Origin of the sequence: Rhizobium sp. WCS2018Hpa-16, from assembly GCF_031843705.1 — a bacterium.
GTDB lineage: Bacteria > Pseudomonadota > Alphaproteobacteria > Rhizobiales > Rhizobiaceae > Agrobacterium > Agrobacterium tumefaciens_C.
The window spans coordinates 23381-49075 of record NZ_JAVTIX010000007.1; the positions used below are offsets into that span (position 1 = coordinate 23381).

Sequence of the window (25695 nt, forward strand, 5' to 3'; positions counted from 1 at the left end):
TTGAAAAAATGTCAGAACAGGTTTTGAATACTATCAGCTTTGCTGGCCGTGCTGCAGCTTCCAACCAGTTCAAGAGCCTTTATTCTGAGGGCATGACTTTGGTAGAAGAAACTGCGACCTACCTCGACGGTTCCGGGCGCGCAGCTTCCAAAGTATTGCCACGGATGGCCTCGGTTCTTTACGCCGCAGAATCCATGCGTCTCACAACCCGCCTCATGCAGATGGCTTCCTGGCTTCTTCTCCAGCGCGCTGTCAACAATGGCGAAATGAGCCGCGATCAGGTTCTGAGCGAGAAGAACAAAGTCCGTCTCGACAACTTCAACGTTGATCGCAACGCTCCCGGCTGGGGTGACCTGCCGGAATCGTTCCGCGATCTCGTCGAGCGTTCGCTTCGCCTCCAGAACCGCGTCGCCCTTCTCGACCGCGAAATCTATCGCCCGTCTGAAGCCGCCAAGGTTCCAGACAATGAGAACAGCGTTCAGGCGCAGCTCAACCTGCTCCGTACCGCATTCTCAGGAAACTGAGACGCCAAGTCGGCTTTGCAGACGACGAAACACTTCTAAGGCAGGCTTCGGTCTGCCTTTTTTGTTCTCGGGCTCTGTAAAATTTAGCCCCTCACAGGCGGAGCGGTAAACGCCCCAAAACTGCACGCAACAAAAAACCCCGGATCGCTCCGGGGTTTTTTCTATTCTTTTCAATATCAAGAAGCTTAGAGGCCGAGGCCGCCGAAACGCTTGTTGAACTTGGAAACGCGACCGCCACGGTCCATCAGCTGCTGGTTGCCGCCTGTCCAGGCAGGGTGCGAGCTTGGATCGATTTCGAGGTTCATGACCTGACCCTCGGAGCCCCATGTGGAGCGTGTTTCGTATTCTGTGCCATCGGTCATGACCACTTTGATCATGTGATAGTCGGGATGAATTTCAGCCTTCATAACAATCTTCCTGCTTTAGTGACATGCGGACCATTTGTCGCAATTGCGTCAACTGAGCCAATTCAATAATGAAGCTCCAGACCATTTGGCCATGGCTTCCCAATTCGATGCGGAGCCTATACATGAAGGTCACCGAGATAACAAGTGCCTGCTGATGCTCGGTCAACACTTGGCACAACAGCATGTCGGCAAATGTAGGAGTTGATCGTGGCAGACATTCAGGAACCGAAATCGGCCATGCGCAAATCGCCCAAGCCTCTCGCGAGCCTGTTCCCCTATCTGAAGCGCTATCGCGGGCTGGTTGCAGCCGCCATTTTCGCCCTTGTGCTGTCGTCTGCCATGACGCTCGCTTTGCCGCTTGCCGTGCGCCGGATCGTCGATCACGGCTTTGCAGGTGCCGATGGCGCCATGATCAACAATTATTTCGCCATGCTTCTGGCCATTGCCGTCGTGCTCGCTTTGGCCAGCGCCATGCGTTATTATTACGTCATGACCATTGGTGAGCGGGTCGTTGCCGATCTTCGCCGCGATGTGTTTGCCCACCTCACATCGTTGTCCCAGGCATTCTTTGATGTAAACCACTCCGGCGAACTGGCCTCGCGCCTGACCGCCGACACGGTGCAGATCCGCTCCGCTTTCGGCTCATCGGCCTCGCAGGCGCTGCGCAACATCTTGCTCTGTCTGGGTGCCGTGGTCATGATGGTCTATACCAGCCCCAGCCTTTCCGGCCTTGCGCTGCTGGCCATCCCGCTCATCGTCTTCCCGCTGATCGCCTTTGGCCGCTCCGTCCGTTCGCGGTCACGCATCACGCAGGATGCCCTTGCCACATCCTCTGCCTTTGCCGCCGAAACCGTTTCCGCCAGCCGCACCATCCAGTCCTTCAATGCGGAAGTGCTGGCCAACTCTCGCTATAATAATGCGGTCGAAACGGCCTATCGCGGCGCCCGCGCAGCCATCAGCGCCCGCGCAGTTCTGACAGCCGTCGCCATCAGCTTCGTGTTCGGCAGCGTCGTCGCCATTCTGTGGTATGGCGCACATGGCGTTCTAAATGGGACGATTTCGGCTGGCACGCTCAGCCAGTTCGTTCTCTATTCCGTCATCGCCGCAAGCTCGCTCGGCCAGCTCTCAGAAGTCTGGGGCGAGCTTTCGCAAGCAGGCGGTGCCGCCGAGCGGCTGTCCGAGCTGCTTCAGGAGAGATCGCCGGTCGAAAATCCCGCAGCGCCAGTTGCCCTGCCTGCTCCAGCCCGTGGCGAAGCAAGCTTCGAAAGTGTTGCTTTCCATTATCCACAGGCCGTTGGCAGACCGATTCTATCCGACCTGTCCTTCAAGGTTGCGGCTGGTGAAACGGTCGCGATTGTCGGGCCATCGGGCGCTGGGAAAAGCACCGTCTTTTCGCTTTTGATGCGCTTTTACGATCCGCAGAACGGCCGCATCATGGTGGATGGCACCGATATCCGTTCGGTCACGCTGGAAGAGCTGCGGTCGCGGCTGGCCATCGTGCCGCAGGATGTGGCGATCTTCGCCGCGTCCATTCACGACAACATCGCCTTTGGCAAACCCAATGCCAGCCGCGAAGACGTGCAGGCCGCCGCGATTGCCGCTCAGGCAGATGGCTTCATTGCCAAGCTCGGTAGCGGCTACGACACCATTGTTGGGGAACGCGGCGTCACACTGTCCGGTGGCCAGCGCCAGCGCATCGCCATTGCCCGCGCCATTCTGCGGGACGCGCCGATTCTGCTTCTTGACGAAGCAACATCTGCGCTGGATGCCGAGAGCGAAACGCTGGTGCAGAAGGCGCTGGATCAGCTGATTGCCAAACGCACCACCATCGTCATCGCCCACCGCCTCGCAACCGTGCTGAAAGCCGACCGCATTCTGGTGATGGATGAAGGCCGCATCATCGAGGAGGGCACGCATCAGAGCCTTTCGAGACAGGGCGGCCTCTATGCGAAACTCGCCCGTCTTCAGTTCCAGACATCAGGCGAGGACGAGGTCGTCACGCTGTTGAAATCCAGCTAGCCTCCGACACTCCGACCAGCCACGCGTCCGGAAAACAGGCATCCTCCAAGGAAGGTGCCTTCCAGCGCATTATAACCGTGCATGCCGCCGCCGCCGAAGCCTGCGACTTCGCCCGCCGCGTAAAGCCCAGGCACCGCCTCGCCGTTGCCATCCAGCACCCGGCCATGGAGGTCGGTGTGCAGACCGCCTAGCGTTTTGCGGGTGAGGATGTGCAGGCGAACCGCAATCAGGGGTCCGGCTGCCGGGTCCAGCAAACGATGGGGCTTGGCAGTGCGCATCAGCTTGTCGCCGAGATAATTGCGCGCACCCCTGATGGCGGTGATCTGCGCATCCTTGCTGAAACCGTTGGTCAGCTCCCGGTCCCGCGCCTCGATCTGGTGGCGAATGTGGCCTGTATCCAGATGCGCCTCACCGGTGATCGCGTTCATGGCGTCCACCAGTTCCTCCAGCGTATCGCGAACGGCAAAGTCTTCGCCGTGCTCCATGAAAGCCTTGACCGGACCGGGCGGCTCCTTGCCCAGACGTTTGAGAAGAAGGCGAATATTCTTGCCCGTCAGGTCCGGGTTCTGCTCGGAACCGGATAGTGCAAATTCCTTCTTGATGATCGCCTTGGTCAGAATGAACCAGCTATAATCGCTGCCCCGTTCACGCAGAATTTTCAGCGTGCCCAGCGTATCGAAACCCGGCATGGCAGGCGCTGGCAACCGATCACCCCGCGCATCGCACCAGAAGGATGACGGACCTGGCAGAATGCGGATGCCATGGTTTGGCCAGATCGGATCATGGTTCTTCACCCCCTCGGTATAATGCCACATGCGATCGCGGTTGATGACGGCACCGCCCGCCGCTTCTGTGATGGCAACCATGCGCCCGTCCACATGGGCAGGAACGCCGCAGACCATTTCTGCTGGTGGTTGCCCCAGCCGCTCGACCGGCCAGTTCTGGCGCACCAGCGCGTGGTTGCCACCAATGCCACCCGATGTGACAATGACCGCCGAGGCGGTAAGTTGAAATGTATCAATACCGAGCCGGCTGCTGCTTTGCCCACGCTGAACGGTGTCCCGATACAGCACCATGCCGGAAACGCCGGTCACCGCACCATTGGTGCTATCAAGCACATCGACCTGATGGCGGAATTTGAGAACGATGCGCCCGGTCTCTGCAAGGGTTTTGACCTTTCTGACGAAGGGCTCCAGTACACCGGGGCCGGTGCCCCAGGTCACATGGAAGCGCGGCACCGAGTTGCCGTGACCATGGGCATGCGCGCCGCCGCGTTCGGCCCAGCCGACAACCGGAAACCACCGCATGCCAAGCCCATGCAGCCATGCGCGCTTCTCACCAGCTGCGAAATTCAGATAGGCTTCAGCCCAAAGGCGCGGCCAATGGTCCTCTGGCCGGTCAAAGGCGGCGGAACCGAACCAGTCCTGCCGGGCAAGATCGAGACTGTCGCGGACACGCATGAAGCGCTGTTCAGGACTATCGACGAAAAAAAGACCGCCCAGCGACCAGAAGGCCTGCCCGCCGAGATTCTGCGCGCCTTCCTGATCCAGCAGACAGACTTTCAGCCCACGCTCGGCAGCCTCGCTGGCCGCCACCAGACCGGCAAGTCCCGCGCCCACGACAATAACGTCAAATTGCTCCATCAACCCCTCCCGGATAGATCGGATTACCTTTACGCAAACGTCAATTTTTTTGCAACGGATGCAGAAGCGCATTCCTTCAGCCAAGCTTCGCCGTTCACGCGGTAGCATCTGCCCGTGGCTTGATCTTCTCAATTCTGACCATCGCCATTTGAGGCCATGGGTATTTCGGACGGGGCGCTGGAAGTTGCCTCGTTGGGTAGTGTAAGGAGTGGCACCTTTCAGCGCCCCGTTCAGCGATTTATGTCCGCCCACGATCTCTTGCCACGGCTGGCTATTCCCGGATGGCGAGGGCGAACCTTGCCGGAAAACCGGTCGGACATGACCAAGGTCCAACCCTTCCCCATTCCGGGCGGCGGCATCTCCTAAAGGATACCCCCTGCCAGTTCGGCCGCACCTGCCTTCGCCTGACATCCGCGCCGATTGATCGAGGCGCGTGCACAAGCGATCCGTTTTCCACGAGGTGGGCATAGGCTTTTGGCCGATGCGTCCCTCACGATCCGTCCGCACCATTTGCGATGCAGGGCAGATGCAGCGTGTTCCTGTGTACCGCCTGACTTTCGCCGTTCCGCCATCCGGTCGCGTTCGACCATAGGCGAAGGGCTGTCGGTACGCCCGGTGGCTGACGAGCCGGACTGACGCAGACGCGAAACGAACCCGTAAGGCCTTCGCAACGCACAAGCATCAGGCCGGATCGAACATGGAGGAGATTGCGCCAGCCGGTCCGAAACCGGCGCTATCCCCTCACCCGTTGCCCCCGGGGAGATCGCTGCCAGACCCCGGTGATGAAAGGTTGCGTAGCCTCATCACCACCAGCGCCGGTTCCGCCTCGCCGCAACGCCTTGCGGTGTATCCGAGGGCGGAACGGGGGCATTGTGCTGGTGATTCGCCCGTCATTGAGAAAGTGCAGATCGATTTTTGGCGGATTTTCGGAGATTTTTATTAAAGCATTGATTCAGATCGGAAATATCTTGCGATATAGGAGCGCTAGTGGTTGGGGAACGACCCCTCTACCCAAGAAAATCTACGACTTAGCTGCGCTAAGATCGTGATTTTCTGTCCGCTCCTACAAAGGGAGAGGTAAGCCATAGCGAGCGGAGCGGAGCGCTCACCTTTCGGTCAGCTTCAACTCGATGCGTCTGTTCTGCGAGCGCGCTTCAGGCGTATCACCATCTGCCAAGGGTTGGTATTCGCCAAAGCCAGCCGCGACGAGGCGGTTTGCGGGGACGCCTTTGGAGATGAGATATTTGACCACGGAGGTCGCGCGGGCAGAGGAAAGTTCCCAATTGTCGCGGAAGCGGCCAGTGCCCGAAAGCTGGACATTATCCGTGTGGCCATCCACGCGCAGAACCCAGTTGATTTCGGCGGGTATTTCCTTGGCGAGATCAATCAGGGCCATGGCGAGCTTGGCCATTTCGTCCTGACCTGCCGGGTTCATATCATTGCCGCCTGATGGAAACAGCACTTCCGACTGGAAGACGAAGCGGTCGCCGACGATGCGAATGTTTTCTCGGTCCGACAGGATCTCACGCAGGCGTCCGAAGAAATCCGAGCGATAGCGGTTCAGCTCCTGCACCCGCTGGGCCAGCGCCACATTGAGGCGACGACCGAGATCGGCAATCTTGACCTGAGAGGAAGAATCCTTCGCTTCAGATGCCTGCAAGGCGGTTTCGACAGAGGCAATCTGGGCGCGAAGCGCTGCGATCTGCTGGTTGAGAAGGTCGATCTGGGCAGAGGCACGCGCACCTGTCTGGCGCGCATCTTCCAGTTCACCCGTCAACTGACCCACGCGGGCATTGGCGGCTGAACTATTGCCCGCGCCGGAGTCCAGCAGGGATTGCAGGCGCGAACGCTCGGTTTCCGACACGGCCAGCGTGGATTGGAGATTGGCCAGCGTATCTTCAATATCCTGCTTGCTACCCTTTTCCAGCGCCAGCAATTCGGTCAGTTCCGCGATCTGGTTGTTCAGCCGGCTCATCACCTCATCCTTGCCGGAAATTTCCCGCGAGAGAATGAACTGCGCCAGCACGAACACGGTGAGCAGGAACATGATGGCCATGAGAAGCGTGGACAAGGCATCCACGAAACCCGGCCAGTAATCGACACCCCGGTCGCGTCGGCGGTTGCGCCCAAGCGCCATGATCACTCGCTCCCGTTATCGTGGCGGGATGAACTTCTGGCGTATTTCTGGTCGGCATCCATGCGCGCCGACAACCTGTCCAGCGTGCGGCGCAGGGATTTGGATTCCTCCTGCTGCGCCTCGATCCAGTCGCGCAGCATCTGCTGTTCGCCGCGCATGTTCTTGACGAGGCCCTGAATGCCTTCCGCAAGGCTGGTCATGGCGGCGAGCGAACGCTCGCTGCCAGCGGCACCGTAAGCGCCAGACTTGCCATCCGCGCCCATATCCTTGCCGGTATCGGTCACGGAAGAAAGCCAGTTTTCCAGCTCGGTATAGAAGCGGTTCTGGGCGCGACCGGCCTGAAGGTCCAGAAAACCGAGAATGAGAGAGCCGGACAGACCGAGCAGAGACGACGAAAACGCGGTGCCCATGCCCGACAGAGGCGCGGTAAGACCCGACTTCAAAGACGAGAGAATATCGTTGGTGTCGCCCGATGTAGGGTCAAGGCCCTGAATGACGCCGCTGATGGCGGCAATGGTGCCGATGAGGCCCCAGAATGTGCCGAGCAGCCCGAGAAACACCAGAAGGCCGATGAGATAGCGCGACGTATCGCGCGATTCGTCCAACCGCGTAGCGATGCTATCCAGCAGGGAGCGCTGCGTGACGGTGGAGACGCGCACATCGGTGCGCCTGCCGAAGACGGCGCGCATGGGCGCCAGAAGCTTTGGCGTGCGGCCGACCTTGTCCACTGCGCCTGCCGCCTGAAAGCCGTTGAACCAGCGCACTTCCGGGCGAAGCGAGAGAACCTGCGTGAAAACAAGGATGATACCGATGACCAGAACGCCGAGAATGAAGCCGTTCAGGCCCGGATTGGTCATGAAAGCCGATTGCGCCTGCCGGAACAGAATGGCGGCGAGGAAGGCGACGATGATGAGGAAGATGACCATCGTCCACAAAAATGGCGTGGGGCTCGACAGTTTGTGGTGATATTCCTTCGTCACCTCTCTCTCGACGCCAACGTCCAGCCGTTCCGTATCCGCCATAATGCTCATTCCCTTTGGACCTGCCGCAACACACGTTTGAACACGCCTTGCAGCGGTTCGCAAACGCATGATCGCGGTTACGAGCGGAAGCTAGTGGAAAATTGCGACGAATTGAAGTGAAAAGCCGGTAACGTCCCAAGGGTTTTTCAACCCTTGTTCAAGAGAGGCGTCGACAAACGCCTCCTCTGGAGATTGACGAGCGAAAAAAGAGGCTTAACGGCCCGGAATGGGTCGATTGACGACTTCATGAAGGGCCTTGCGAATATATTCGTTACCGGCAACGACGGTGCCGGTGCCGAGAATATCCTGTCCGCCCTTCATGTCGCTGACGAAACCGCCCGCTTCACGGATGATGACGAGACCGGCAGCCATATCCCAAGGGGAAAGATCCGCTTCCCAGAAACCATCGAGACGGCCTGCCGCAACATAGGCCAGATCCAGCGACGCAGCGCCGAAACGACGGATGCCAGCCACTTCGCCCATGGCGTGACGCAGCTCCACCAAGAACTTGCCGTGATTGCCACGACCCAGATGCGGCACGCCGCAGCTGACGACGCAATCGGTGATCTGCTTGCGGGCGGCTACGCGAATGCGGCGATCATTGAGAAACGCGCCGCTGCCGCGTTCTGCCGTGAAAAGCTCATCCGTTGCGGGGTTAAAAATGACGCCCGCGACGATTTCGCCATTGCGCTCCAGCGCGATGGAAACGGCAAATTGCGGAATGCCGTGCAGGAAGTTGGTGGTGCCATCCAGCGGATCGACGATCCAGCGATGCGCGCCGTCAGAACCCTTTTCTTCGCCGCCTTCCTCACCCAGAAAGTCATAGGTCGGGCGGGCCTTCATCAGCTCGTCATGGACGATCTTTTCAGCCTTGAGGTCTGCCTGCGACACGAAATCGCCGGGGCCCTTGACCGAAACCTGCAGGTTCTGAACTTCACCGAAGTCACGAGCCAACGATTTTCCGGCCTTGAGAGCGGCCTGAACCATGACATTGAGAAGGGCTGAACGGGCCATGACGTTGTTCCTGAAAGGTGGCTGAACCTGCTAGCCGAAATTTCCGGCAGGCACGCAAATGCGGTTTCTGATTGAAAGTTTGCGGTTCAAGACCACAAAACGCGCTGGAATTCAAGGTAAAAAGCCGAGAGACACCCGAAGGGGCCTCCAACTCAGGCAGGGCGGAAGCGGTTTGCAGCGTCGATGGCTTTTCTTTGCTGTTCTTCTTCGATTCCGAGGTAGAAATCTTCCAATCCGGGGTCCTTGAGACCAGCGCGGCGCGACAGCACGTACCATTTGGCGGCTTCGACTGGATCCGGCTTGGTGCCGAGCGCCTGAATATAGAGATGAGCGATCTTGTTCTGGGCAACGACATTGCCGCGCTGGGCCGCACCAAGGAGCCAGCGGAAGCCCTCTTCCAGATTACGCGCACCGCCCACACCGTTGACGAGCCAGACGCCAAGATCCACCTGGGCCGTATCAAAACCTGCCTTTGCAGCCCGCGTCAGCCAGTCGCGGGACTTGGCTTTCTTCTCGGGCGGTATGTCGTTGAGGTTCCAATAGATCTGCGAAACGGCATATTGCGCGTCGGCTACGCCCTTTTCGGCCGATTTCTCATAAAATGGCAAAGCGGAGTGAAGGCCATTGGGTCCCGGCGCCTGCGACACCAGGATCTGCGCCCAGTTGAATTCCGCCTCGGCATTGCCAGCCTCAGCGGCACGGCGCATGTAATCATCGGCCAGCGTCTTATCACGCTTGACGACTTTGCCTTCCATCAGAATGAGGGCATATTTGAACATGGCGACGGGATCGCCGCCCTTTGCCGCCTGCTCGAACCAGAAGGCTGCGGTCTTGTCATCGCGGGCAATGCCGAAGCCGCGCGACATCATCTCTGCGACCAGCGTCTGGGCCGGTGCATCGCCTTTTTCCGCGCGCGCCAGAGCCTTGGACAGCGCCTGCACATATTCACCGCGCTGATAGTGGCCGAAGGCCTCATCCACCTTGCCGGTAAATTTCTTCTCTGCCGGAAGGGCTGGAAGCTCGGCCCCCATGCGCTGGTAGACAGTGACCCCTTCGGAAGGCTGCAAATCCTTCTGATCGTCAGCGCCGACGCGACCCTTGCGGATCGGCTCGGCATTGGCGTCAGACGGACGCGACAGGACTTCGGGGCCATCGGCTTTGGCGGGGCCAAAATCCGTATCCTCATCGGTCGGTGTCATCGTATCGGGCTGCGGCGCGCTCGTTCCCACACCCGGCAGAAGCTCGGATTGTGGCTGTGCCGGTTTCGGATCCTGTGCAAAAACGGCATGCGGCACAATCGCGCAAGCCAGAGCGAGAGCCGAAACGGACAGACGGAAACGAAGCAAACGAGCGATCATCGCCTGTATCAACCGCCAAACCGTGGCGCTTTTTCGTCCAGCAGCGCATTCGCTTCAGCAACCGCCTGCGCGGCACCTCCGGCATGGCCGAAAACGGCATCCCGCAGGGCGACGAATTCGACGCCGGTTTCCGACACGGCAACCACAGAGGCGACATCGGAACCGCCCATAACGATGGCCGGGATTTCGATCATGGAAGCCCACCATTCGCCAAGCGCGAGGTTCTTGGAATGCGCGTCCGGCTTGATATCGCCTTCCAGCTTGCCGAAGAACATGTAATCGGGGTTGCTCTCGCCCTGCTCCAGCGCCTTGTGACGGTCATCGGCATTGCCGCCGCCAACGATGAGTTTCGGCGAGAAACTCTCCATGGCTTCAGCCAAAGCTTCCGCACCGCCCAGCACATGCAGGCCATCCGCCTTGACGCGGCTGGCTGTGCGGCTATCGCCAGCCACCAGTGCCGCCGCACCCGCTTCCTGCACGATGGGAACCAGCACTTCTGCCAATTTCTGGAAGGTCGCGTCGTCAAGACCATATTGGGGAATGATGACGGACGCGACATCGCCGCCACGCAGCGCATCTTGCAGCGTCTTTGCCTGATGGTCGGCATCATCATGCGCAGGCACGATCAGAACGAGGCGGCAACGGTTTTTGGGTGCAGACATCGGTTTTTCCATTTTCCGCAGACAGAACGCTTCCCGCGCAATCTGCACTCGTTTTCATATAGCAATTCCGATAGACCGGACAGGCGAAAGGATCAACCTTCATCCATGCTGCATGATTTTCATTTTTTTCTCGTCGCCATCCCCGCTGTTATCCTTGTTGGCCTTTCCAAAGGCGGGCTGGGCGGCGCGCTGGCATTGATGGGCGTGCCTTTGATGGCGCTGGCCGTGCCACCGGTGCAGGCAGCGGCGATCTTTTTGCCGATCCTCGTGGTCATGGATCTGGTCGCGCTGATGGCCTGGCGCAAATATAATCACCGCCAGACGCTGCTGCTCATGCTGCCGGGGGCGATTGCAGGGATTACGCTCGGCTGGGCGATGTCCAGCATGATTTCAGCCGATGCCATGCGCCTTGTCGTGGCAAGCGTCACCATCATCTTTGTCATCCGCTATTTCTTTGAGGCCTATCGCACGGCGCGCGGCGGGCAGGAAGCACCAGCCAAAGCCCAGAGCCCGGTGAAGGCGACCATCTGGTCCAGCCTTTCGGGCTATGCCAGCTTCGTGGCGCATGCAGGCGGCCCGCCCTTCCAGATTTACGTGCTGCCGCTGAAACTGGACCCGAAGGTCTATACCGGCATGAGCGTTCGCTTCTTCGCCATCATGAATGCGATCAAGCTCATTCCCTATTTTGCGCTGGGCGCGCTTGATTCCGCAAACCTCACGACATCGGCCATGCTGCTGCCGGTTGCCATGGTGGCAACCTTTGCCGGGGCAAAAGTGGTGAAATACATGAAGCCGGCGATCTTTTATCCGCTGATGTATGCCATGGCCTTTCTCGCGGCGCTGAAGCTTCTATGGGATGGGCTACCGATCTAGCCACCGTAAGCCAAACAAAAGGCCCTGATCGCGGTAGCAATCAGAGCCGGGCTTTCAGGCTGCGACGTAAACAATACTGACGTCAGGCAACAAAGATTTTAGGCGATTAATGCTTGGTGGAGGCTTGCAGCCTCTGCATTTCGTCCTTCAGGCGCAGTTTTTTGCGTTTAAGATCCACAATCTGCCGATCATCTGAGGAGGGAGAAGCCAATACGGTTTCTAGCTCCTCCTCAAGAGCACCGTGTTTCTTTTCCAGCGATGCAATATGAGCCTGAATGGTCATGCGGCACGTCCTTCCTTGTTGAACCTACCTCCCGCGCTCCATCGCAGGAGTTTCAGGTTTACGACAGCAATGTGACATGGAACGCCGCGCTTGTCGAAGGCGAAATGAAGGCCATAATGGGGCAATTTGGTTGTAAGGGAAACTTCCCGTTACCGTGATTTGATGGTACAGGCACCAAGAGCGACAACAAAATAGCCGGATGGCGGTCCGGTTGTCTTAAAATGGGGAAGACAGAGATGCCCGATCAGGATCAGGCCGACGTTCGGCTGGTGCTTGCGCGACTTCGCCAGGAACACGAAGATTACGATGCGGCAATCAACGCCATGATGCAGACCAACTGCGAAGCGTTGCGCATTCAGCGCATGAAGAAGAAGAAGCTGGTTATCAAAGACAAGATGACTCAGATCGAAGACCAGATTATTCCCGATATTATTGCCTGATACGGAGATCACCGTTGAGCACAGAAACACCGCCCGTCGCCATCATCATGGGTAGCCAGTCTGACTGGGAAACCATGAAAAACGCCGCCGATACGCTGGACGCGCTGGATGTGGAATATGAAGCGCGCATCATTTCCGCCCATCGCACGCCAGAGCGCATGTTCAGCTTTGCCAGCGGCGCGCGCGACGAAGGTTTCAAGGTCATCATCGCAGGTGCCGGTGGCGCAGCCCACCTGCCCGGCATGACAGCCGCCTTGACGCCGCTGCCGGTCTTCGGTGTTCCCGTACAGTCAAAAACCATGTCGGGTCAGGACAGTCTCTATTCCATCGTCCAGATGCCCGCCGGTATTCCCGTCGGCACGCTGGCCATCGGTCGCGCCGGCGCCATCAATGCAGCCCTGCTGGCCGCAGCCGTGCTGGCACTGTCTGACGAAGATCTGGCAGACCGGCTGGACGAATACCGCGCCCGCCAGACAGCGGCCATTGCAGAATACCCGCTGGATACGCCGCAATGATATCGAAACTTCAAGGGAAATCCGGAACCATCGGCATTATCGGTGGCGGTCAGCTTGCGCGTATGCTGGCCATGGCTGCTGCCCGCCTCAACTTCCGCACCATCGTGCTGGAACCGCAGGCGGATTGTCCGGCAGCACAGCTCTGCAATCGGCAGATCGTGGCCGCCTATGATGACGAGACGGCGCTGGCCGAGCTTGCCAGCGTTTGCGACGTCGTGACCTATGAGTTTGAGAATGTGCCCGTCGTGGCCGCACAGACGCTGTCGGCATCTGTGCCCGTCTACCCGCCACCGCAGGCGCTCAGCGCCTCGCAGGACCGGCTGACGGAAAAGCGCTTCCTCAATGATTGCGGCATCCCGACCGCTGGTTTCCGGCCAGTGGACGATCAGGCAGGTCTTGAAGCCGCCCTTGCGGAGTTTGGCGGCAAAGGCGTGCTGAAGACCCGCCGCATGGGATATGACGGCAAGGGCCAGCGCGTGTTCAAGGGCGGTGAAGACCTGACCGGCATCTTCGAGGCGATGGGTGGCGTGGCCCTCATCCTCGAAAGCTTCGTACCCTTCGAGCGTGAAATCTCCATCATTGCCGCCCGCTTTGCCGATGGAACAGTGACCTGCTACGACCCTGCCGAAAACGTACATCTTTCCGGCATTCTCCACACCTCCACCGTTCCGGCCAATCTTTCCAATTCTGCCAGAGCCGTGGCCGAGGAATCCGCCGGGAAACTGCTGGCTGCGCTGGATTATGTCGGTGTTGTCGGTATCGAGTTCTTTGTTCTGAGCGATGGATCGCTGGTCGCAAACGAGATCGCGCCACGTGTGCACAATACCGGCCACTGGACGGAAGCAGCCTGCGTGGTTTCGCAGTTCGAACAGCATATTCGTGCAGTGGCGGGGCTTGCTCCCGGCTCCACACAGCGGCATTCCGATTGTGTAATGACCAACCTGATCGGCGACGACATCAACGATGTGCCGGGCTGGCTGGCAAAAGAGGATTGCCTTGTGCATCTCTATGGCAAGACGGAAGCGCGTGCAGGCCGCAAGATGGGCCATGTTACGCAGGTAACGAGCCCCGGAAAACCAAGTCTTTCCCGGCAAAATATGCCTTAATGTGTTGACAGGCTGGGACTGACGGGGTATTTGCCAGCCAACCGAAAAAAGCGCGCCCTCGTAGCGCGTTTTTGATTGTTGAGATATGCGTGGCAAGAAGCGCCACGCCAAACTGCGGACCAGAAAAATGAAAATCAAGAACTCGCTTAAAGCGCTTAAGGCCCGTCACCGCGACAACCGTCTGGTTCGCCGTAAGGGCCGCGTCTACATCATCAACAAGATGAACCCACGTTTCAAGGCTCGTCAGGGCTGATTAACGTTTGCATCTGTGCCCGTCTCGTCGTGGCGGATCACATTGTTGATAGACTGCAAAATTCGATTTCATAATTGGCGCAGCTGGATTATCCTGTCCAGATGCGCCAGTTTTGTTTTCGAGCCATCACATTTACCTGCCTCGGAGCTGCTTTTGCCAGCGCCCCGCACCTGACCACGCCCGCCGCCGCGCAGGCTCCCCAGGTGCAAACACCCCAACTGCAAACGCCAGAAGTCCAGACGCCCAAAGCGCAGACACCTGATGGAAAAGCTGCCTCCCCCACCGCGAATGCGGGGGCCGCGGCACAGCCGGACACCACACCTGACGCTGCCTTGAGCCGTCTGTTTTCCAGCCTGAAGAAAGAGCGCGACCCTCAAAAAGCCCGCGTCATTGCCAATGAGATTGTTGGTCAGTGGACGGATTCCGGCAGCGCCACCATCAATCTGCTCCTGACATGGTCTGAAGAAGCCGCTGAGGAAAAGCGCAAAGCTGCGGCTTATGACTTTCTCGATCAGGCCATTCTTCTGGAGCCGGACTTCGCGCAAGCCTGGTATCGGCGTGCGCTGGTGCACTATGCGGATGGCGACACCCGTAAGGCCATGGCCGACCTCAACAGTACGCTGCAAAAAGAACCGCGCTTTTTTCCGGCCCTTGCCAGCCTTGCCAATATTCTTGAAAGCAATGAGCGCGACGCGCTGGCGCTGAAAGTGTGGGAGCAGTATCTGGCGCTTTACCCCGCAGACAAGGATGCCCAGAAAGAGGCAAGTGACCTGACCGAGAAACTCGCGGGAACGCGCAGCTGACGCCAGTCAGCGGCTGATGATTTAAGCCACGCCGATGCGCAGAAGATCGTGGAAGTGGATAAGGCCAATGGGCCTGTTATCTTCATCAATCACAATCAGAGCGCCGATATGATGTTTCTCCAGCGTTGCGAGCGCGGCAGTCGCCAAAACGTGTCGGCTGACTGTTTTCGGCGTAACGGTCATGATATCATCGACCCGAAGCTCCGACAGATTGCGCGTAAGGTTTCGAGCCAGATCACCCTCGGTCACAATACCGCAGAGACAGCCATCCTCATCCAGCACGGCCACGCAACCGAAGTGCTTGCTTGCGAGAACGCCGATGGCTTCGCGCAACGCGGTGCCCTTCGGCACCAGCGGCAGACGGTCTCCGGTGTGCATGATATCGCCGACAAGTGCGAGGCTAGCGCCGAGTTTTCCGCCCGGATGAAACACGCGAAAATCACCAGCTGTGAAGCTGCGCGCTTCCAGAAGGGCGATGGCCAGAGCGTCGCCCAAGGCAAGCTGCATCATGGTGGATGTGGTGGGGGCCAGCCCATGCGGGCAGGCCTCCTGCTCGTTGGGAACAAGCAGGACGATATCCGACGCCTTGGCGAGAGAGCCGTTTTCAGATGAGGTCAGCGCGATGAGCGGAATGGAAAAACGTCTGGTGTAATTGATGATGCTGCGAAGCTCAGCACTTTCACCACCCTTGGAAATGGCCAGCACCACATCATTGCCGCCGATCATGCCCAGATCGCCATGGTTGGCTTCCGCTGCGTGCACAAAAAAGGCCGGTGTTCCCGTGGATGCGAAGGTGGCTGCGAGCTTGGAGCCGATGTGACCACTTTTGCCGACACCGGTGATGATCAGACGCCCATCCGACTTGCCGATGGCATCGATGGCCTTGCAAAATCTATCACCCAGATCGCCCTGAAGCGCCTGCTCCAAAGCGGCCAGACCGTTTCTCTCGATCGAAACAGTCCGCAGCGCAGACTCGATGGCGTTGTTTTCAACCAGTGTGACAGCTCTCGTAATCATGCCGGACTGATACTCTTTTCCACAAAACATGTCTATTGGCGACAAGCTTGAGGCGCGGCTTTAGCGCGCCATCTTTTTCTGGCCGGGCAGCATGCCCGTGGGGCATTCGCCCCCATGGCGCGCATCAATTGTGAAACTCTGCGCCTCCTCCCCGTCCTTGCCCGCAAAGACGGTCGTCGATTCCAAGTGGTACTGCGACTGAAAATCCCCTGACAATTCCACCAGAAGCTTGACCTTACCTGTGAGGCCGGACTGGCACTGGGCAAGCAACGTGCGCCCCTTCTCAGTCTTTTCCGTATGAAGAACCTCGCATTCAGCGGCAAAATCGGTCCAGATGTCGGTGTTGATGACATTGTCCTTGCTATCATCCACGCAGGCAGACCAGTTTGCAAACGGGTTGTCTTTCGAGGAAATAATCCAAAGCCCCGCCTTGCGCGAAGGCAAATCAGAAGCGCTGCCAGCAGCCGGCAAAAGCAGCGCGGTAACAGCAAGGCAGGCGGCGCATCGCAAAGATCTGTTCACTGCAAGACTCCCAAGACGTAGCATGTTCTGGCCTTCCTATAGACCAGACGGTCCGCCGGTTGAAGAGCAGCACGCACCTGCCATTTTTTACAGAATGTTAACCATAAAATAACCATGTACGGGCAGACTGCGATTTCACCACAGCACCGCCAGTGGCTGATATACTGCAAGAAAAACAGACGCTTATAACGATTGAAGCGTCTGAGCTGCAGGAAGCGGAAGATTTGCCTTTGGCGGCGAGATTTTGTCGGGACCGAGTAGAAGCACGCATGGATTATCACAGCACCGCAAAACGTCTTTCGACGTGGCGGACAGCCGCCCCGGTGCTGCTGGCCCCGGCGCTGTTTGCTTGTGCCGTGCTGTGGCCTGAAACAGCGGCCCTCGCCCAATCGGCCAACCGGCCACCCCAGACGTCCGGCCTTCGAACCCTGACGAGTTCCGATCCCTTTATCGGTCAGAATAATCTATCCGTCATAGATCCCGACAGCCCTAACCGCCAACCGCCAGCACCGGCAGCGGTTACCCCTGACCCATTGACCACCAGCGCCACGCGCCCGCTTTCCAACCCCGGCGACGCCATACCGGAAGACCTCGACGGTGCGGCGGAGGCTGCTGTCACCTCTGAAAACGGGGCCGAGCCCACCGTGGATGGCGGTGAAAATGCACGTAACGATGATGGCACCGCGCCCGGCATTCGCCTGGGAACGCTGACGCTTCGCCCTTCCATCAGCCAGACGCTGAACCACGAGAACAAGACATTTTCCACCGGCTCCACAAGCCGCACCTATTCGACCACTGCCATTCGCGGCACGCTGACCAGCGATTGGTCGCGCCATGCACTGACCATCACTGGCGAGGGTGCCTATCAGCGCAATCTGGGTGGCAGCAGCGCGGGCGAAGAGCCGACCGCCAATATAGGCGCCGACCTTCGCCTTGATCTGGGTGACGGCACACAGGCCAACCTCAAAGCCGGATATGCCTTCAGCCGCGAAGACACCAATGATCCCAACGCCATCTCCAACGCCTCCGTGCAGGGCGGCGAACATGTGTTCAGCGCTGGTGCATCTGTGGAGCGTAATGTCGGTATCTTGAAAGCCCTTGCCGCGCTGGATCTTTCCCGCACCGTCTATACGGATGCCAAGGGCGTCAACGGCCAATCCATCAGCCTTGCAGACCGCGACCGTTACGGCGCGGGCATTCGCGGGCGGCTGGGTTATGAATTATCGCCCGCGCTCGTCCCCTTTCTGGAAGTCACCGCAGGCCTGACCAATTACGACCAGACGCGGGACAATACCGGCTATGAACGCTCCTCGCAGACCTATGGTGCGAAAGTCGGCGCGCAGGTCGATCTGGGTGAAAAGCTGCGCGGGGAAGCCGCCATCGGTTATCTTCGCAAGGGATATGATGACGACCGTCTGGCGGCCATCAATGCGCTGGCGATGGATGGCAACATCGTCTGGTCGCCCCAGCGCGGCACCGATGTCAGCCTTGGCCTTCGCACCACCATTGAAGATTTTGCCGGTGGCGCGCGCGGCGGCTGGATTTCAAGGCAGTTGACGACGGGCCTGACGCATCAGCTACGCAGCGACCTCGTGGCACGGCTGACGGCCGGGCTGGAGCGCCGCTCCTACCTCACCTCCAGCATTCGGGACGAAACGGAATATACTGTTGGTGCGGGGCTGACATGGAACATCAACAGATATCTCGATCTGACCACTGACATAAGCTACGAGACGACGCCCGTGACCGACAACAGCCAATGGCGGATTGGCGCGGGTCTGACATTACGGCGCTAGAGCGTCCCTTAGTTTACGCAATTCCGGACGCAAAACCGGTTCCCACTTTTGCTGGATTGCTCTGGAACAAAAATCCCGGCACGAAGGCCGGGATTTGTCGTTTAAAGGTTTGAGACCTTACTTCAGCTTGTTGACGAGCGCCTTCAGAGGGCCCTCGATGGACGGACGGATATCGCCACGTTCCAAAGCAAACGCTACGTTTGCCAGGATGAAGCCATCCTTTGCGCCGCAGTCGAAGGTTTCACCGTTGAAGCGGTAACCCGCAAAGTCCTGGCTCTTGGCCAGCGACAACATGCCATCGGTCAGCTGAATTTCGTTGCCAGCGCCGCGTTCCTGATTTTCGAGAATATTGAAAATCTCGGGCTGAAGGATGTAACGGCCATTGATGTAGTAGTTCGATGGCGCAGTGCCCTTGGCAGGCTTTTCGACCATTTCCGTGATCTTGAAGCCTTCGCCAACAGTTTCGCCAACGCCGACGATGCCGTATTTGTGGGCCTGGTCGGGTTCGCATTCCTGAACCGCGATGACGTTGCCGCCTGTCTGATCGTAAAGATCGACCATGCCCTTGAGGCAGCTCTTTTCAGAGTGCATGATCATGTCTGGCAACAGCACCGCAAATGGCTCGTCGCCAACGATATCACGCGCACACCAGACGGCATGGCCAAGACCAAGAGGTACCTGCTGGCGCGTAAAGCTTGCAGTTCCTGCCTTGGGCAAAATACCCGTCAGCAGCGTCAGTTCGGCGTTCTTGTTGCGCTCGCGCAGCATCTGCTCCAGCTCGAACTGAATATCGAAGTAATCTTCGATCACCCCTTTTCCACGGCCGGTTACGAAGACGAAGTGCTCGATACCCGCTTCGGCAGCCTCATCCACCACATACTGGATGACCGGCTTGTCGACCACGGTCAGCATTTCCTTTGGAACTGCTTTTGTTGCGGGCAGGAAACGTGTTCCAAGACCCGCTACCGGGAAAACTGCTTTTCGAATTTTCTTCTGTTCTACCACACGTTCCTCCTTGAGGGATTCGCTCGATCAAATATCACCCACGACATTGTTATGGCAAAAGTGGCGATCTTTTGTAAGTGATGACGTTACCCATAGTTAATGGTAAAGAATTTGTTGACTTTGAGTTGTTAAAACATCGTCAAGCCCGATGCGTATCTCGCAATCGAAATGAAATTCGAGAGAAACGAAAGACTGCCGATGAAAAAGCTGATCCTTTCCCACATTCGCAAATTTGGCTGCATGGCATTTGCGGGCATCGCAATCGCTTTTGCGCCATCACCTGCCAATGCTGATGCAGGTTTCCGCCAGTGGATCAACCAGTTCTATGCCACCGCCGCCAAGGAAGGCATTAGCAAATCGACCTACCAGAAGGCATTTGCAGGCGTGACCGAGCCTGACCCGGACGCCCTGCGCAAGGCAACCTTCCAGCCGGAATTCACCACCAAGATCTGGGATTACGTCGATAGCCGCGTCAATCCCTACACGGTGCGCATTGGCCGTGAAATGAAGATGAAGCACGCCACGACCCTCAACTGGATCGAGCGCAACTTCAAGGTGGACAAGCACGTCATCCTCGCCATCTGGTCGATGGAATCCAATTATGGCGCAGTTCTGGAAAAGCCGGAACGCCTGCACAACATTCCACAGGCGCTCGCAACCCTTGCCTATTCCGACCCGAAACGCGGCAAATTTGCCCGCAACCAGCTGATTGCGGCGCTCAAAATTCTGCAGGCCGGTGATGTGACGCCAAAGCAGCTGACCGGCTCCTGGGCAGGAGCCATGGGCCACACGCAGTTCATTCCTACTAGCTACCTGCTTTACGCAGTGGACGCCGATGGCAATGGCAAGCGCGACATCTGGCACTCCATTCCCGATGCTTTGGCGACGGCCGCCAACCTTCTGGCCAAGAACGGCTGGGAGCCGGGCCGCACCTGGGGATATGAGGCCGTCGTTCCAAACGGTGGCGGGCGTTATGAAGGCCAGACAAAGACCATGGGCGAGTGGCAGAAACTCGGCTTTTCCCGCCCCAGCGGCAAGGGCTTCCCCCGTGCCTCAGACCGTGCCATGCTGAAAATGCAGGGCGGTTCCAACGGCCCCGGCTTCCTGATGACGAAAAACTTCTTCACCATCAAGCGATACAATTCATCTGATAGCTACGCGCTGGCGGTGGGCCTTCTGGCCGATGAAATTGCAGGCACCGGCGGCATGCAGCAGCGCTGGCCGCGCCCGGATAATACGCTGGACGTGAAGGAAAAGTTCGAATTGCAGACCCGCATGAAAGAGCTTGGCTATTATGATGGCGAAGTCGACGGCAACTTCGGCTCTGGCTCCAAGGCTGCCATCAGCGCCATCCAGAAACGCATGGGCATGGAAAATGATGGTGAGCCATCACGCCTGTTGCTGCGCGCCTTGCGCAATTGACAGCGCTTGCGGACGCCACCAGAATTAGAAGATCATAATACGTGAAGAACCGTCCGGGAGCTTAAGGCCGTGGTGAGAGTAAACACAGGCGATTTTCAACGCATGACGCGGCGCATAGGTGCCGCGTTTCTGGCGTTTATCATCAGCCTGCCTGTGTCGGTTTCTTATGCGCAGGCACAGGAGCAGCGTGAACGCCGCACCTTGTTTGAAATGATGTTCGGCAGCCCCAACAGGCGCTATGAACGCACATATGAGCAGGAACGCAGACAGCCGCCGCCGGAAAGAACGCGACGCCAGCCACCAGCCGCCCGCGACAACCGCGCCGTGACGCGCCCAGCCGCGCCGCGCAAGACGCCATCCGTGGTGCAGATGCGCACCGCAAAGCCCGGCCCCGTGGCCAAGGCTGAAAATGCGCGCCGCGTTCTGGTCATCGGTGATTTTCTGGCTGGCAATATGGGCGAAGGCCTTGTTTCCAGCTTCCAGAGTTCGCCCGCCATTACCGTCGATGTCCGCTCCAACGGATCATCCGGGCTTGTGCGCACGGATTATTACGACTGGTTTGCCAATCTTCCGCAATTCATCAAGGAAACCAGCCCGGCCACCATCGTCATCATGCTCGGCTCCAACGACCGCCAGATGATGGTGATGGGCGACACCAAGGAAAAATACGGCACCGAGGCCTGGCTGAAAGAATATGAGCGCCGCATCGATGCTCTGATTGCCATTGCCAATCGCCCAAAGGTGCCTGTGCTGTGGGTGGGTCTTCCCGCCTTCCAGTCACCATCGCTGACCGCCGATTTCGTCAGCTTCAACCGCCTTTACCGCAGCCATATCGAAAAGGCTGGCGGCGAGTTCGTCGATGTGTGGGACGGCTTCGTGGACGAAGCCGGTATGTTCGTGACCACAGGCTACGACGTCAACGGCCAGCAGGCGCGTTTGCGCGAAGCAGATGGCATCGGCATGACGCAGGCCGGAAAACAGAAGCTCGCCTTCTACGTCGAGAAATTCGTGCGCCGTCATCTGGATGGCGCAAGCCCCGACCTGACGACACTCGATGGCCGCAACCTGCCCGCCCTCACCTCTCTGCCAGCACTCGGCATCGACGCCCAACAGGTCCGCACCCAGCCCATCAGCCTGACCGACCCTGATCTGGATGGCGGCGACGTGCTCTTGGGCGACAAACCCGCCACCAAACTCTCCATCACCGAATCCCCGCGTGAAGAACTCACAAAACGCGGCCTGATGGACGCAGCACCGCTGGGCCGCGTGGATGACTACCGCATGCCTGCACCAGCGGAAACGGCGGCGAAATAGGCTAAGATATTCCGGGTCATAGTTGCACGAGTGAAGACAAACATATTCGGCGGAAGAGCGCTCCATGGAACGGGTTTTCATCGTCGGTAATGGCGGAAGCGGCAAGTCGTGGCTGGGGAAAGAGTTGGCCGCGAAGTTCGGGTTTGCGGTCACGCATCTGGATGATTTGCACTGGTTACCCGGTTTTTCAGGAGAGCGTCCACGCAATGAGCGTGATCAACTCGTCGCTGAAGCTGCAGGCAACGCCTCGTGGATCATGGAGGGTATATACGGTTCAATTCTCAAGCAGGTCTTTCCCCGCGTAACAACATTGATCTGGCTCGATCTGGCCGACGACGAATGCATCTCAAATTTGATGAGACGGGGGCAAACCGATGGAGGAACACCAGACCAATTCGAAGAACTGCTGGAGTATACTCGTGGCTATCGTCTGCGAAAGAACCACCTGAATTCCTTTGAGGCGCACCACTTGTTCTACGAGCAACATTCCCAGCACAGATATAGGCTGACGAGCCGATCTGAGGTCGCCGATTTTCTGGTCGGCCTCTGATAGGCACTTTACATTCGATGGCAGCTTGTGGCGCATCGGCGTCATGACGGTTGTTGGCCCGACGCGGTCATCTGCTCGCTCGACTATTCAGGACGTGGTCCCATCAAGTCTGATGAAGGGAGCTTTCTTTGCGAGATACTCCCCAATGCCATCGCGATTAGAGGCCTCTAAATGAAGCTTCAATCGCTGATATTCCTGGCGTATCTGAGCATTGCCGATCAATAGGTCTCGGAAGCGTATCATGCGTTCGATCTGCCAATGGCCAGTCAAGCAGACATGGACCTTGTGCGTTCTCACACCATCAACATCCTTTCGATAGAAGTGGTGCCCTTGTGACAGGTTTGAGCCGCGGACATATCCCAATGTAACCATCGACTGATCGCGCTCGACCTGTTTTGTTTGCTCGCGAACTTCAACCAGTAGGTCGATCTCTGGCTTTGCCGACAATCCTACGACGGCCGTGCTGCCGACGTGGTGGATGCCAATTAGATCGGGCCCGAAGACGTCAGCAATCAGCCGCTTCTCGGCAAGAAACATCGACGGCCACTGTTCGTTGTACGGCGTTATCTGACTGGTAAGTGCCATTTCATTTTCCCTGACACATCGAACTCATCCGCGAGAATAACGTCTATGTCATAGCTGGCAATGTCCGCTGTTGGAGAAATGCTGCATTGGCCGCTTTACAACGGTCAAAGCTCTATACGCCCGCTCGGAATTATCCACCCAACGTGGATCAGCACACCGCGTGTCGTCAGCCTATCAATAGCTCACCAGCAAAAAGCCCCCGAAGGCAGAACCTTCGGAGGCCTTAACTTTTCAAGTGCTGGACCTCAGCTCGGCAACAGCGTTTCGCCCATCAGCGCTTCATCAATCGCGCGGGCGGCCTGGCGGCCTTCGCGGATGGCCCAGACGACCAGGGACTGGCCGCGGCGTACGTCGCCTGCGACCCAGAGTTTGTCGACCGAGGTCTTGTAGTCGCGGTCATTGGCGACGACGTTGGTGGAGCCGCGGCGGTCGGTGTTGAGCGTCAGTTTGCCGTCCAGTTCCTTCAGAACGCTGTCTGTGAACGGGCCGGAGAAGCCGATGGCGATGAAGGCGAGATCGGCCTTGATGATGAATTCCGTGCCGGCAATCGGCTTCCGGCGGTCATCCACCTGGCAGCACTTCACACCGGTCAGCACGCCATCTTCGTCACCCACGAATTCAAGCGTCGCCACCTGGAATTCACGGGCGGCGCCTTCGGCCTGGCTGGAAGATGTGCGCATCTTGGTTGCCCAATAGGGCCAGACGGCGAGCTTGTCTTCCTTTTCAGGCGGCATCGGGCGAATGTCGAGCTGGGTCACCTTGACTGCACCCTGGCGAAATGCCGTGCCGACGCAGTCCGAGGCCGTATCACCGCCGCCGACCACGACGACGTGCTTGCCACCGGCGAGAATTGGATCGGAAGGCCAGCCGATGCTGTCGATGTTTTCGCGACCGACGCGACGGTTCTGCTGCACGAGATAAGGCATGGCATCATGCACGCCGTGAAACTCGGTGCCGCCAATACCGGCTGGACGCGGGGTTTCCGAGCCGCCGCAATAAAGCACGGCATCGTGCTCTGCCGTCAGCGTTTCAACGGTGACATCAACGCCGACATTGACGCCGTAATGGAACGTCACGCCCTCGCCCTTGATCTGCTCGACGCGGCGATCGATGAAGTTCTTCTCCATCTTGAAATCAGGAATGCCATAGCGCAGCAAACCGCCAGCCTTGGATTCCCGCTCATAGACATGGACCTCGTGGCCAGCGCGGCCAAGCTGCTGGGCAGCAGCCAGACCCGATGGGCCGGAGCCGATGATGGCGACCTTCTTGCCAGTATGCACGGTTGCGGGCTTTGGCACGATGAAGCCAAGCTCATAGGCCTTGTCGGCAATGGCCTGTTCCACGGTCTTGATGGCAACCGGTGCATCTTCAAGGTTCAGCGTGCAGGCTTCTTCGCAGGGTGCGGGACAGACACGGCCGGTGAATTCCGGGAAGTTGTTGGTGGAGTGGAGGTTGCGGATCGCCTCTTCCCAGTTGTTGTTATAAACCAGATCGTTCCAGTCGGGGATCTGGTTGTGAACCGGGCAGCCGGTTGGGCCGTGGCAATAGGGAATGCCACAGTCCATGCAGCGCGCCGCCTGCTTCTGTACCTCTGGGTCCGACATGGGAATGGTGAATTCCCGGAAATGGCGAATACGGTCCGACGCCGGCTGATACTTGCCAACCTGACGGTCTATTTCCAGAAAACCTGTAACCTTGCCCATGATCTTACCTCAAATTTCACCGATCGCTTATTCTAGCTGAATGTCAGCCAAGCGAGTGTTGATTGTGTATTCCGCAGAAGATTTCCTTCCGGCCCTAACGCTTTTTCTTTCCAAGGTTTTTTAGCCAGCCCAAAGATAACACCATACCCCCCTGCGGCGGCTTCGCCGGTTGCGGCGAGGGGAATATAACACCCAGATCTTCAAGCAGAGCCCGGAGCTCTTGTGATTTTGCCGGATCGTCATTTTCAGCAATTGCCGGTGCGCGTTTTCCAAACACCGGGACAAACGCTTCTGGCAATGTCCATGCCAATTTTGTTTCAGATCCTTGACTAGCAAGCTCTCGAAAACTTTGTGCTTCTTTCAACGTCCATTCACAAACTTCGCCTGTCGGCAGGTCGTTGCCTCGATAAAGAATATTGGAGTTGGAATAAAAGCCCTCATTCGCCTTTCCAACTAAGCGAAAGTAAAAGTTGTATTCATCCTCTTCCTGATCGGGAGAACGAGAAAGAATATTGCGTGCGGGCTCGAAACGCCAAAAGAAAAACGCAGCTGTTGCACGGTCGCATTGTGGCTGGTTCAGTATCCATTCAATGACACCTTCGGCGTAATCCGGGTTTAAATATTCTGCAACCACATGCCATACGTCAGGCGAGCGGCTTGAAAGCCAGTCGATCAGAGCCCTTTGCTCGGTATCATAAAATTCGAATTCTTCAACCATTCCA

26 protein-coding genes are annotated in these 25695 nt (G+C 58.1%); 12 read left to right on the top strand and 14 right to left on the bottom strand.

The genetic code is table 11. The annotated features are described in order from the left end of the window. Window positions 1-8 precede the first annotated feature (8 nt). On the top strand, window positions 9-524 hold the full coding sequence (locus tag RQI55_RS18360; RefSeq protein WP_192064445.1) for a DUF1465 family protein: 516 nt from the start codon (window positions 9-11) through the stop codon (window positions 522-524). Window positions 525-709: 185 nt separating this feature from the next. On the opposite strand, the gene rpmE is transcribed toward RQI55_RS18360, so the two are convergent. Then, a complete protein-coding gene (gene rpmE / locus RQI55_RS18365) occupies window positions 710-931 on the bottom strand; it encodes a 50S ribosomal protein L31 (protein WP_042617559.1) in 222 nt (73 codons plus the stop codon). Window positions 932-1138: 207 nt separating this feature from the next. Here rpmE and RQI55_RS18370 point away from each other — a divergent pair, with 207 nt between their 5' ends. After that, window positions 1139-2950, top strand: coding sequence for an ABC transporter transmembrane domain-containing protein (locus tag RQI55_RS18370; RefSeq protein WP_311273232.1), 1812 nt, complete (start codon window positions 1139-1141; stop codon window positions 2948-2950). On the opposite strand, the gene RQI55_RS18375 is transcribed toward RQI55_RS18370, so the two are convergent. From RQI55_RS18375 to RQI55_RS18400, 6 genes are all read right to left on the bottom strand, one after another. Further along, window positions 2947-4593: an FAD-binding dehydrogenase gene (locus RQI55_RS18375; protein WP_243255125.1), complete on the bottom strand. Its 1647-nt coding sequence runs from the start codon at window positions 4591-4593 to the stop codon at window positions 2947-2949. The genes RQI55_RS18370 and RQI55_RS18375 overlap by 4 nt on opposite strands. 1105 nt (window positions 4594-5698) lie before the next feature. Next, window positions 5699-6730 carry a peptidoglycan -binding protein gene (locus tag RQI55_RS18380; protein WP_243255124.1) on the bottom strand — a complete coding sequence of 344 codons (1032 nt, stop codon included), beginning with the start codon at window positions 6728-6730 and terminating at the stop codon, window positions 5699-5701. Between the two features lie 2 nt (window positions 6731-6732). Continuing rightward, entirely contained in the window at window positions 6733-7752 is a 1020-nt protein-coding gene (locus RQI55_RS18385) for a flagellar motor protein MotA (protein ID WP_243255123.1), read from the bottom strand. Window positions 7753-7965: 213 nt separating this feature from the next. Next, complete coding sequence (locus RQI55_RS18390; RefSeq protein ID WP_042617563.1) at window positions 7966-8766, bottom strand: inositol monophosphatase family protein; 801 nt, start codon at window positions 8764-8766, stop codon at window positions 7966-7968. Between the two features lie 152 nt (window positions 8767-8918). After that, window positions 8919-10124, bottom strand: a complete 1206-nt coding sequence (locus tag RQI55_RS18395; protein ID WP_409233751.1) for a tetratricopeptide repeat protein — start codon at window positions 10122-10124, stop codon at window positions 8919-8921. A gap of 8 nt (window positions 10125-10132) precedes the next feature. Continuing rightward, window positions 10133-10786, bottom strand: coding sequence for a thiamine phosphate synthase (locus RQI55_RS18400; protein WP_243255122.1), 654 nt, complete (start codon window positions 10784-10786; stop codon window positions 10133-10135). Between the two features lie 105 nt (window positions 10787-10891). Here RQI55_RS18400 and RQI55_RS18405 point away from each other — a divergent pair, with 105 nt between their 5' ends. Beyond that, window positions 10892-11659 (top strand): sulfite exporter TauE/SafE family protein, encoded by a 768-nt coding sequence (locus tag RQI55_RS18405; RefSeq protein ID WP_243255121.1) that lies wholly within the window; start codon window positions 10892-10894, stop codon window positions 11657-11659. A 106-nt stretch (window positions 11660-11765) separates the two neighbouring features. Here RQI55_RS18405 and RQI55_RS18410 read toward each other — a convergent pair whose 3' ends face one another. After that, window positions 11766-11942 carry a YdcH family protein gene (locus tag RQI55_RS18410; RefSeq protein WP_042617567.1) on the bottom strand — a complete coding sequence of 59 codons (177 nt, stop codon included), beginning with the start codon at window positions 11940-11942 and terminating at the stop codon, window positions 11766-11768. 236 nt (window positions 11943-12178) lie between these two features. On the opposite strand from RQI55_RS18410, the gene RQI55_RS18415 reads away from it, so the two are divergent. The 5 genes from RQI55_RS18415 (at window position 12179) to RQI55_RS18435 (ending at window position 15059) form a co-directional block, all read left to right on the top strand. Then, window positions 12179-12382 (top strand): YdcH family protein, encoded by a 204-nt coding sequence (locus tag RQI55_RS18415; protein WP_042617568.1) that lies wholly within the window; start codon window positions 12179-12181, stop codon window positions 12380-12382. A gap of 47 nt (window positions 12383-12429) precedes the next feature. After that, the gene (gene purE, locus RQI55_RS18420; protein ID WP_042617795.1) at window positions 12430-12897 is read left to right on the top strand and encodes a 5-(carboxyamino)imidazole ribonucleotide mutase; all 468 of its coding nucleotides are present in this window, start codon (window positions 12430-12432) and stop codon (window positions 12895-12897) included. Beyond that, on the top strand, window positions 12894-14003 hold the full coding sequence (locus tag RQI55_RS18425) for a 5-(carboxyamino)imidazole ribonucleotide synthase (RefSeq protein ID WP_243255120.1): 1110 nt from the start codon (window positions 12894-12896) through the stop codon (window positions 14001-14003). The genes purE and RQI55_RS18425 overlap by 4 nt, the downstream gene beginning before the upstream one ends. 127 nt (window positions 14004-14130) lie before the next feature. Beyond that, on the top strand, window positions 14131-14256 hold the full coding sequence (ykgO, locus tag RQI55_RS18430; protein WP_007607121.1) for a type B 50S ribosomal protein L36: 126 nt from the start codon (window positions 14131-14133) through the stop codon (window positions 14254-14256). A gap of 101 nt (window positions 14257-14357) precedes the next feature. Then, complete coding sequence (locus RQI55_RS18435; RefSeq protein WP_311273233.1) at window positions 14358-15059, top strand: hypothetical protein; 702 nt, start codon at window positions 14358-14360, stop codon at window positions 15057-15059. 21 nt (window positions 15060-15080) lie between these two features. Here the strand turns inward: RQI55_RS18435 and RQI55_RS18440 are convergent, their stop codons facing one another. Next, entirely contained in the window at window positions 15081-16076 is a 996-nt protein-coding gene (locus RQI55_RS18440; RefSeq protein WP_311273234.1) for a KpsF/GutQ family sugar-phosphate isomerase, read from the bottom strand. A 60-nt stretch (window positions 16077-16136) separates the two neighbouring features. Beyond that, the gene (locus tag RQI55_RS18445; RefSeq protein ID WP_311273235.1) at window positions 16137-16598 is read right to left on the bottom strand and encodes a hypothetical protein; all 462 of its coding nucleotides are present in this window, start codon (window positions 16596-16598) and stop codon (window positions 16137-16139) included. Window positions 16599-16867: 269 nt separating this feature from the next. On the opposite strand from RQI55_RS18445, the gene RQI55_RS18450 reads away from it, so the two are divergent. Next, window positions 16868-18394 carry an outer membrane beta-barrel protein gene (locus RQI55_RS18450; protein ID WP_311273236.1) on the top strand — a complete coding sequence of 509 codons (1527 nt, stop codon included), beginning with the start codon at window positions 16868-16870 and terminating at the stop codon, window positions 18392-18394. Window positions 18395-18511: 117 nt separating this feature from the next. On the opposite strand, the gene galU is transcribed toward RQI55_RS18450, so the two are convergent. Continuing rightward, the gene (gene galU, locus RQI55_RS18455; protein ID WP_243255116.1) at window positions 18512-19399 is read right to left on the bottom strand and encodes a UTP--glucose-1-phosphate uridylyltransferase GalU; all 888 of its coding nucleotides are present in this window, start codon (window positions 19397-19399) and stop codon (window positions 18512-18514) included. A 198-nt stretch (window positions 19400-19597) separates the two neighbouring features. Here galU and RQI55_RS18460 point away from each other — a divergent pair, with 198 nt between their 5' ends. From RQI55_RS18460 to RQI55_RS18470, 3 genes are all read left to right on the top strand, one after another. Continuing rightward, the gene (locus tag RQI55_RS18460; RefSeq protein ID WP_311273237.1) at window positions 19598-20821 is read left to right on the top strand and encodes a lytic murein transglycosylase; all 1224 of its coding nucleotides are present in this window, start codon (window positions 19598-19600) and stop codon (window positions 20819-20821) included. Window positions 20822-20923: 102 nt separating this feature from the next. Further along, on the top strand, window positions 20924-22135 hold the full coding sequence (locus tag RQI55_RS18465; protein WP_311273238.1) for a DUF459 domain-containing protein: 1212 nt from the start codon (window positions 20924-20926) through the stop codon (window positions 22133-22135). Window positions 22136-22199: 64 nt separating this feature from the next. Then, the gene (locus RQI55_RS18470) at window positions 22200-22685 is read left to right on the top strand and encodes an AAA family ATPase (protein WP_243255113.1); all 486 of its coding nucleotides are present in this window, start codon (window positions 22200-22202) and stop codon (window positions 22683-22685) included. An 87-nt stretch (window positions 22686-22772) separates the two neighbouring features. On the opposite strand, the gene RQI55_RS18475 is transcribed toward RQI55_RS18470, so the two are convergent. From RQI55_RS18475 to RQI55_RS18485, 3 genes are all read right to left on the bottom strand, one after another. Then, window positions 22773-23270 (bottom strand): GrpB family protein, encoded by a 498-nt coding sequence (locus RQI55_RS18475; protein ID WP_243255112.1) that lies wholly within the window; start codon window positions 23268-23270, stop codon window positions 22773-22775. Between the two features lie 245 nt (window positions 23271-23515). Next, complete coding sequence (locus RQI55_RS18480; RefSeq protein WP_042617574.1) at window positions 23516-24973, bottom strand: glutamate synthase subunit beta; 1458 nt, start codon at window positions 24971-24973, stop codon at window positions 23516-23518. Between the two features lie 94 nt (window positions 24974-25067). After that, window positions 25068-25691 carry a DUF4274 domain-containing protein gene (locus RQI55_RS18485; RefSeq protein WP_311273239.1) on the bottom strand — a complete coding sequence of 208 codons (624 nt, stop codon included), beginning with the start codon at window positions 25689-25691 and terminating at the stop codon, window positions 25068-25070. Window positions 25692-25695 lie beyond the last annotated feature (4 nt).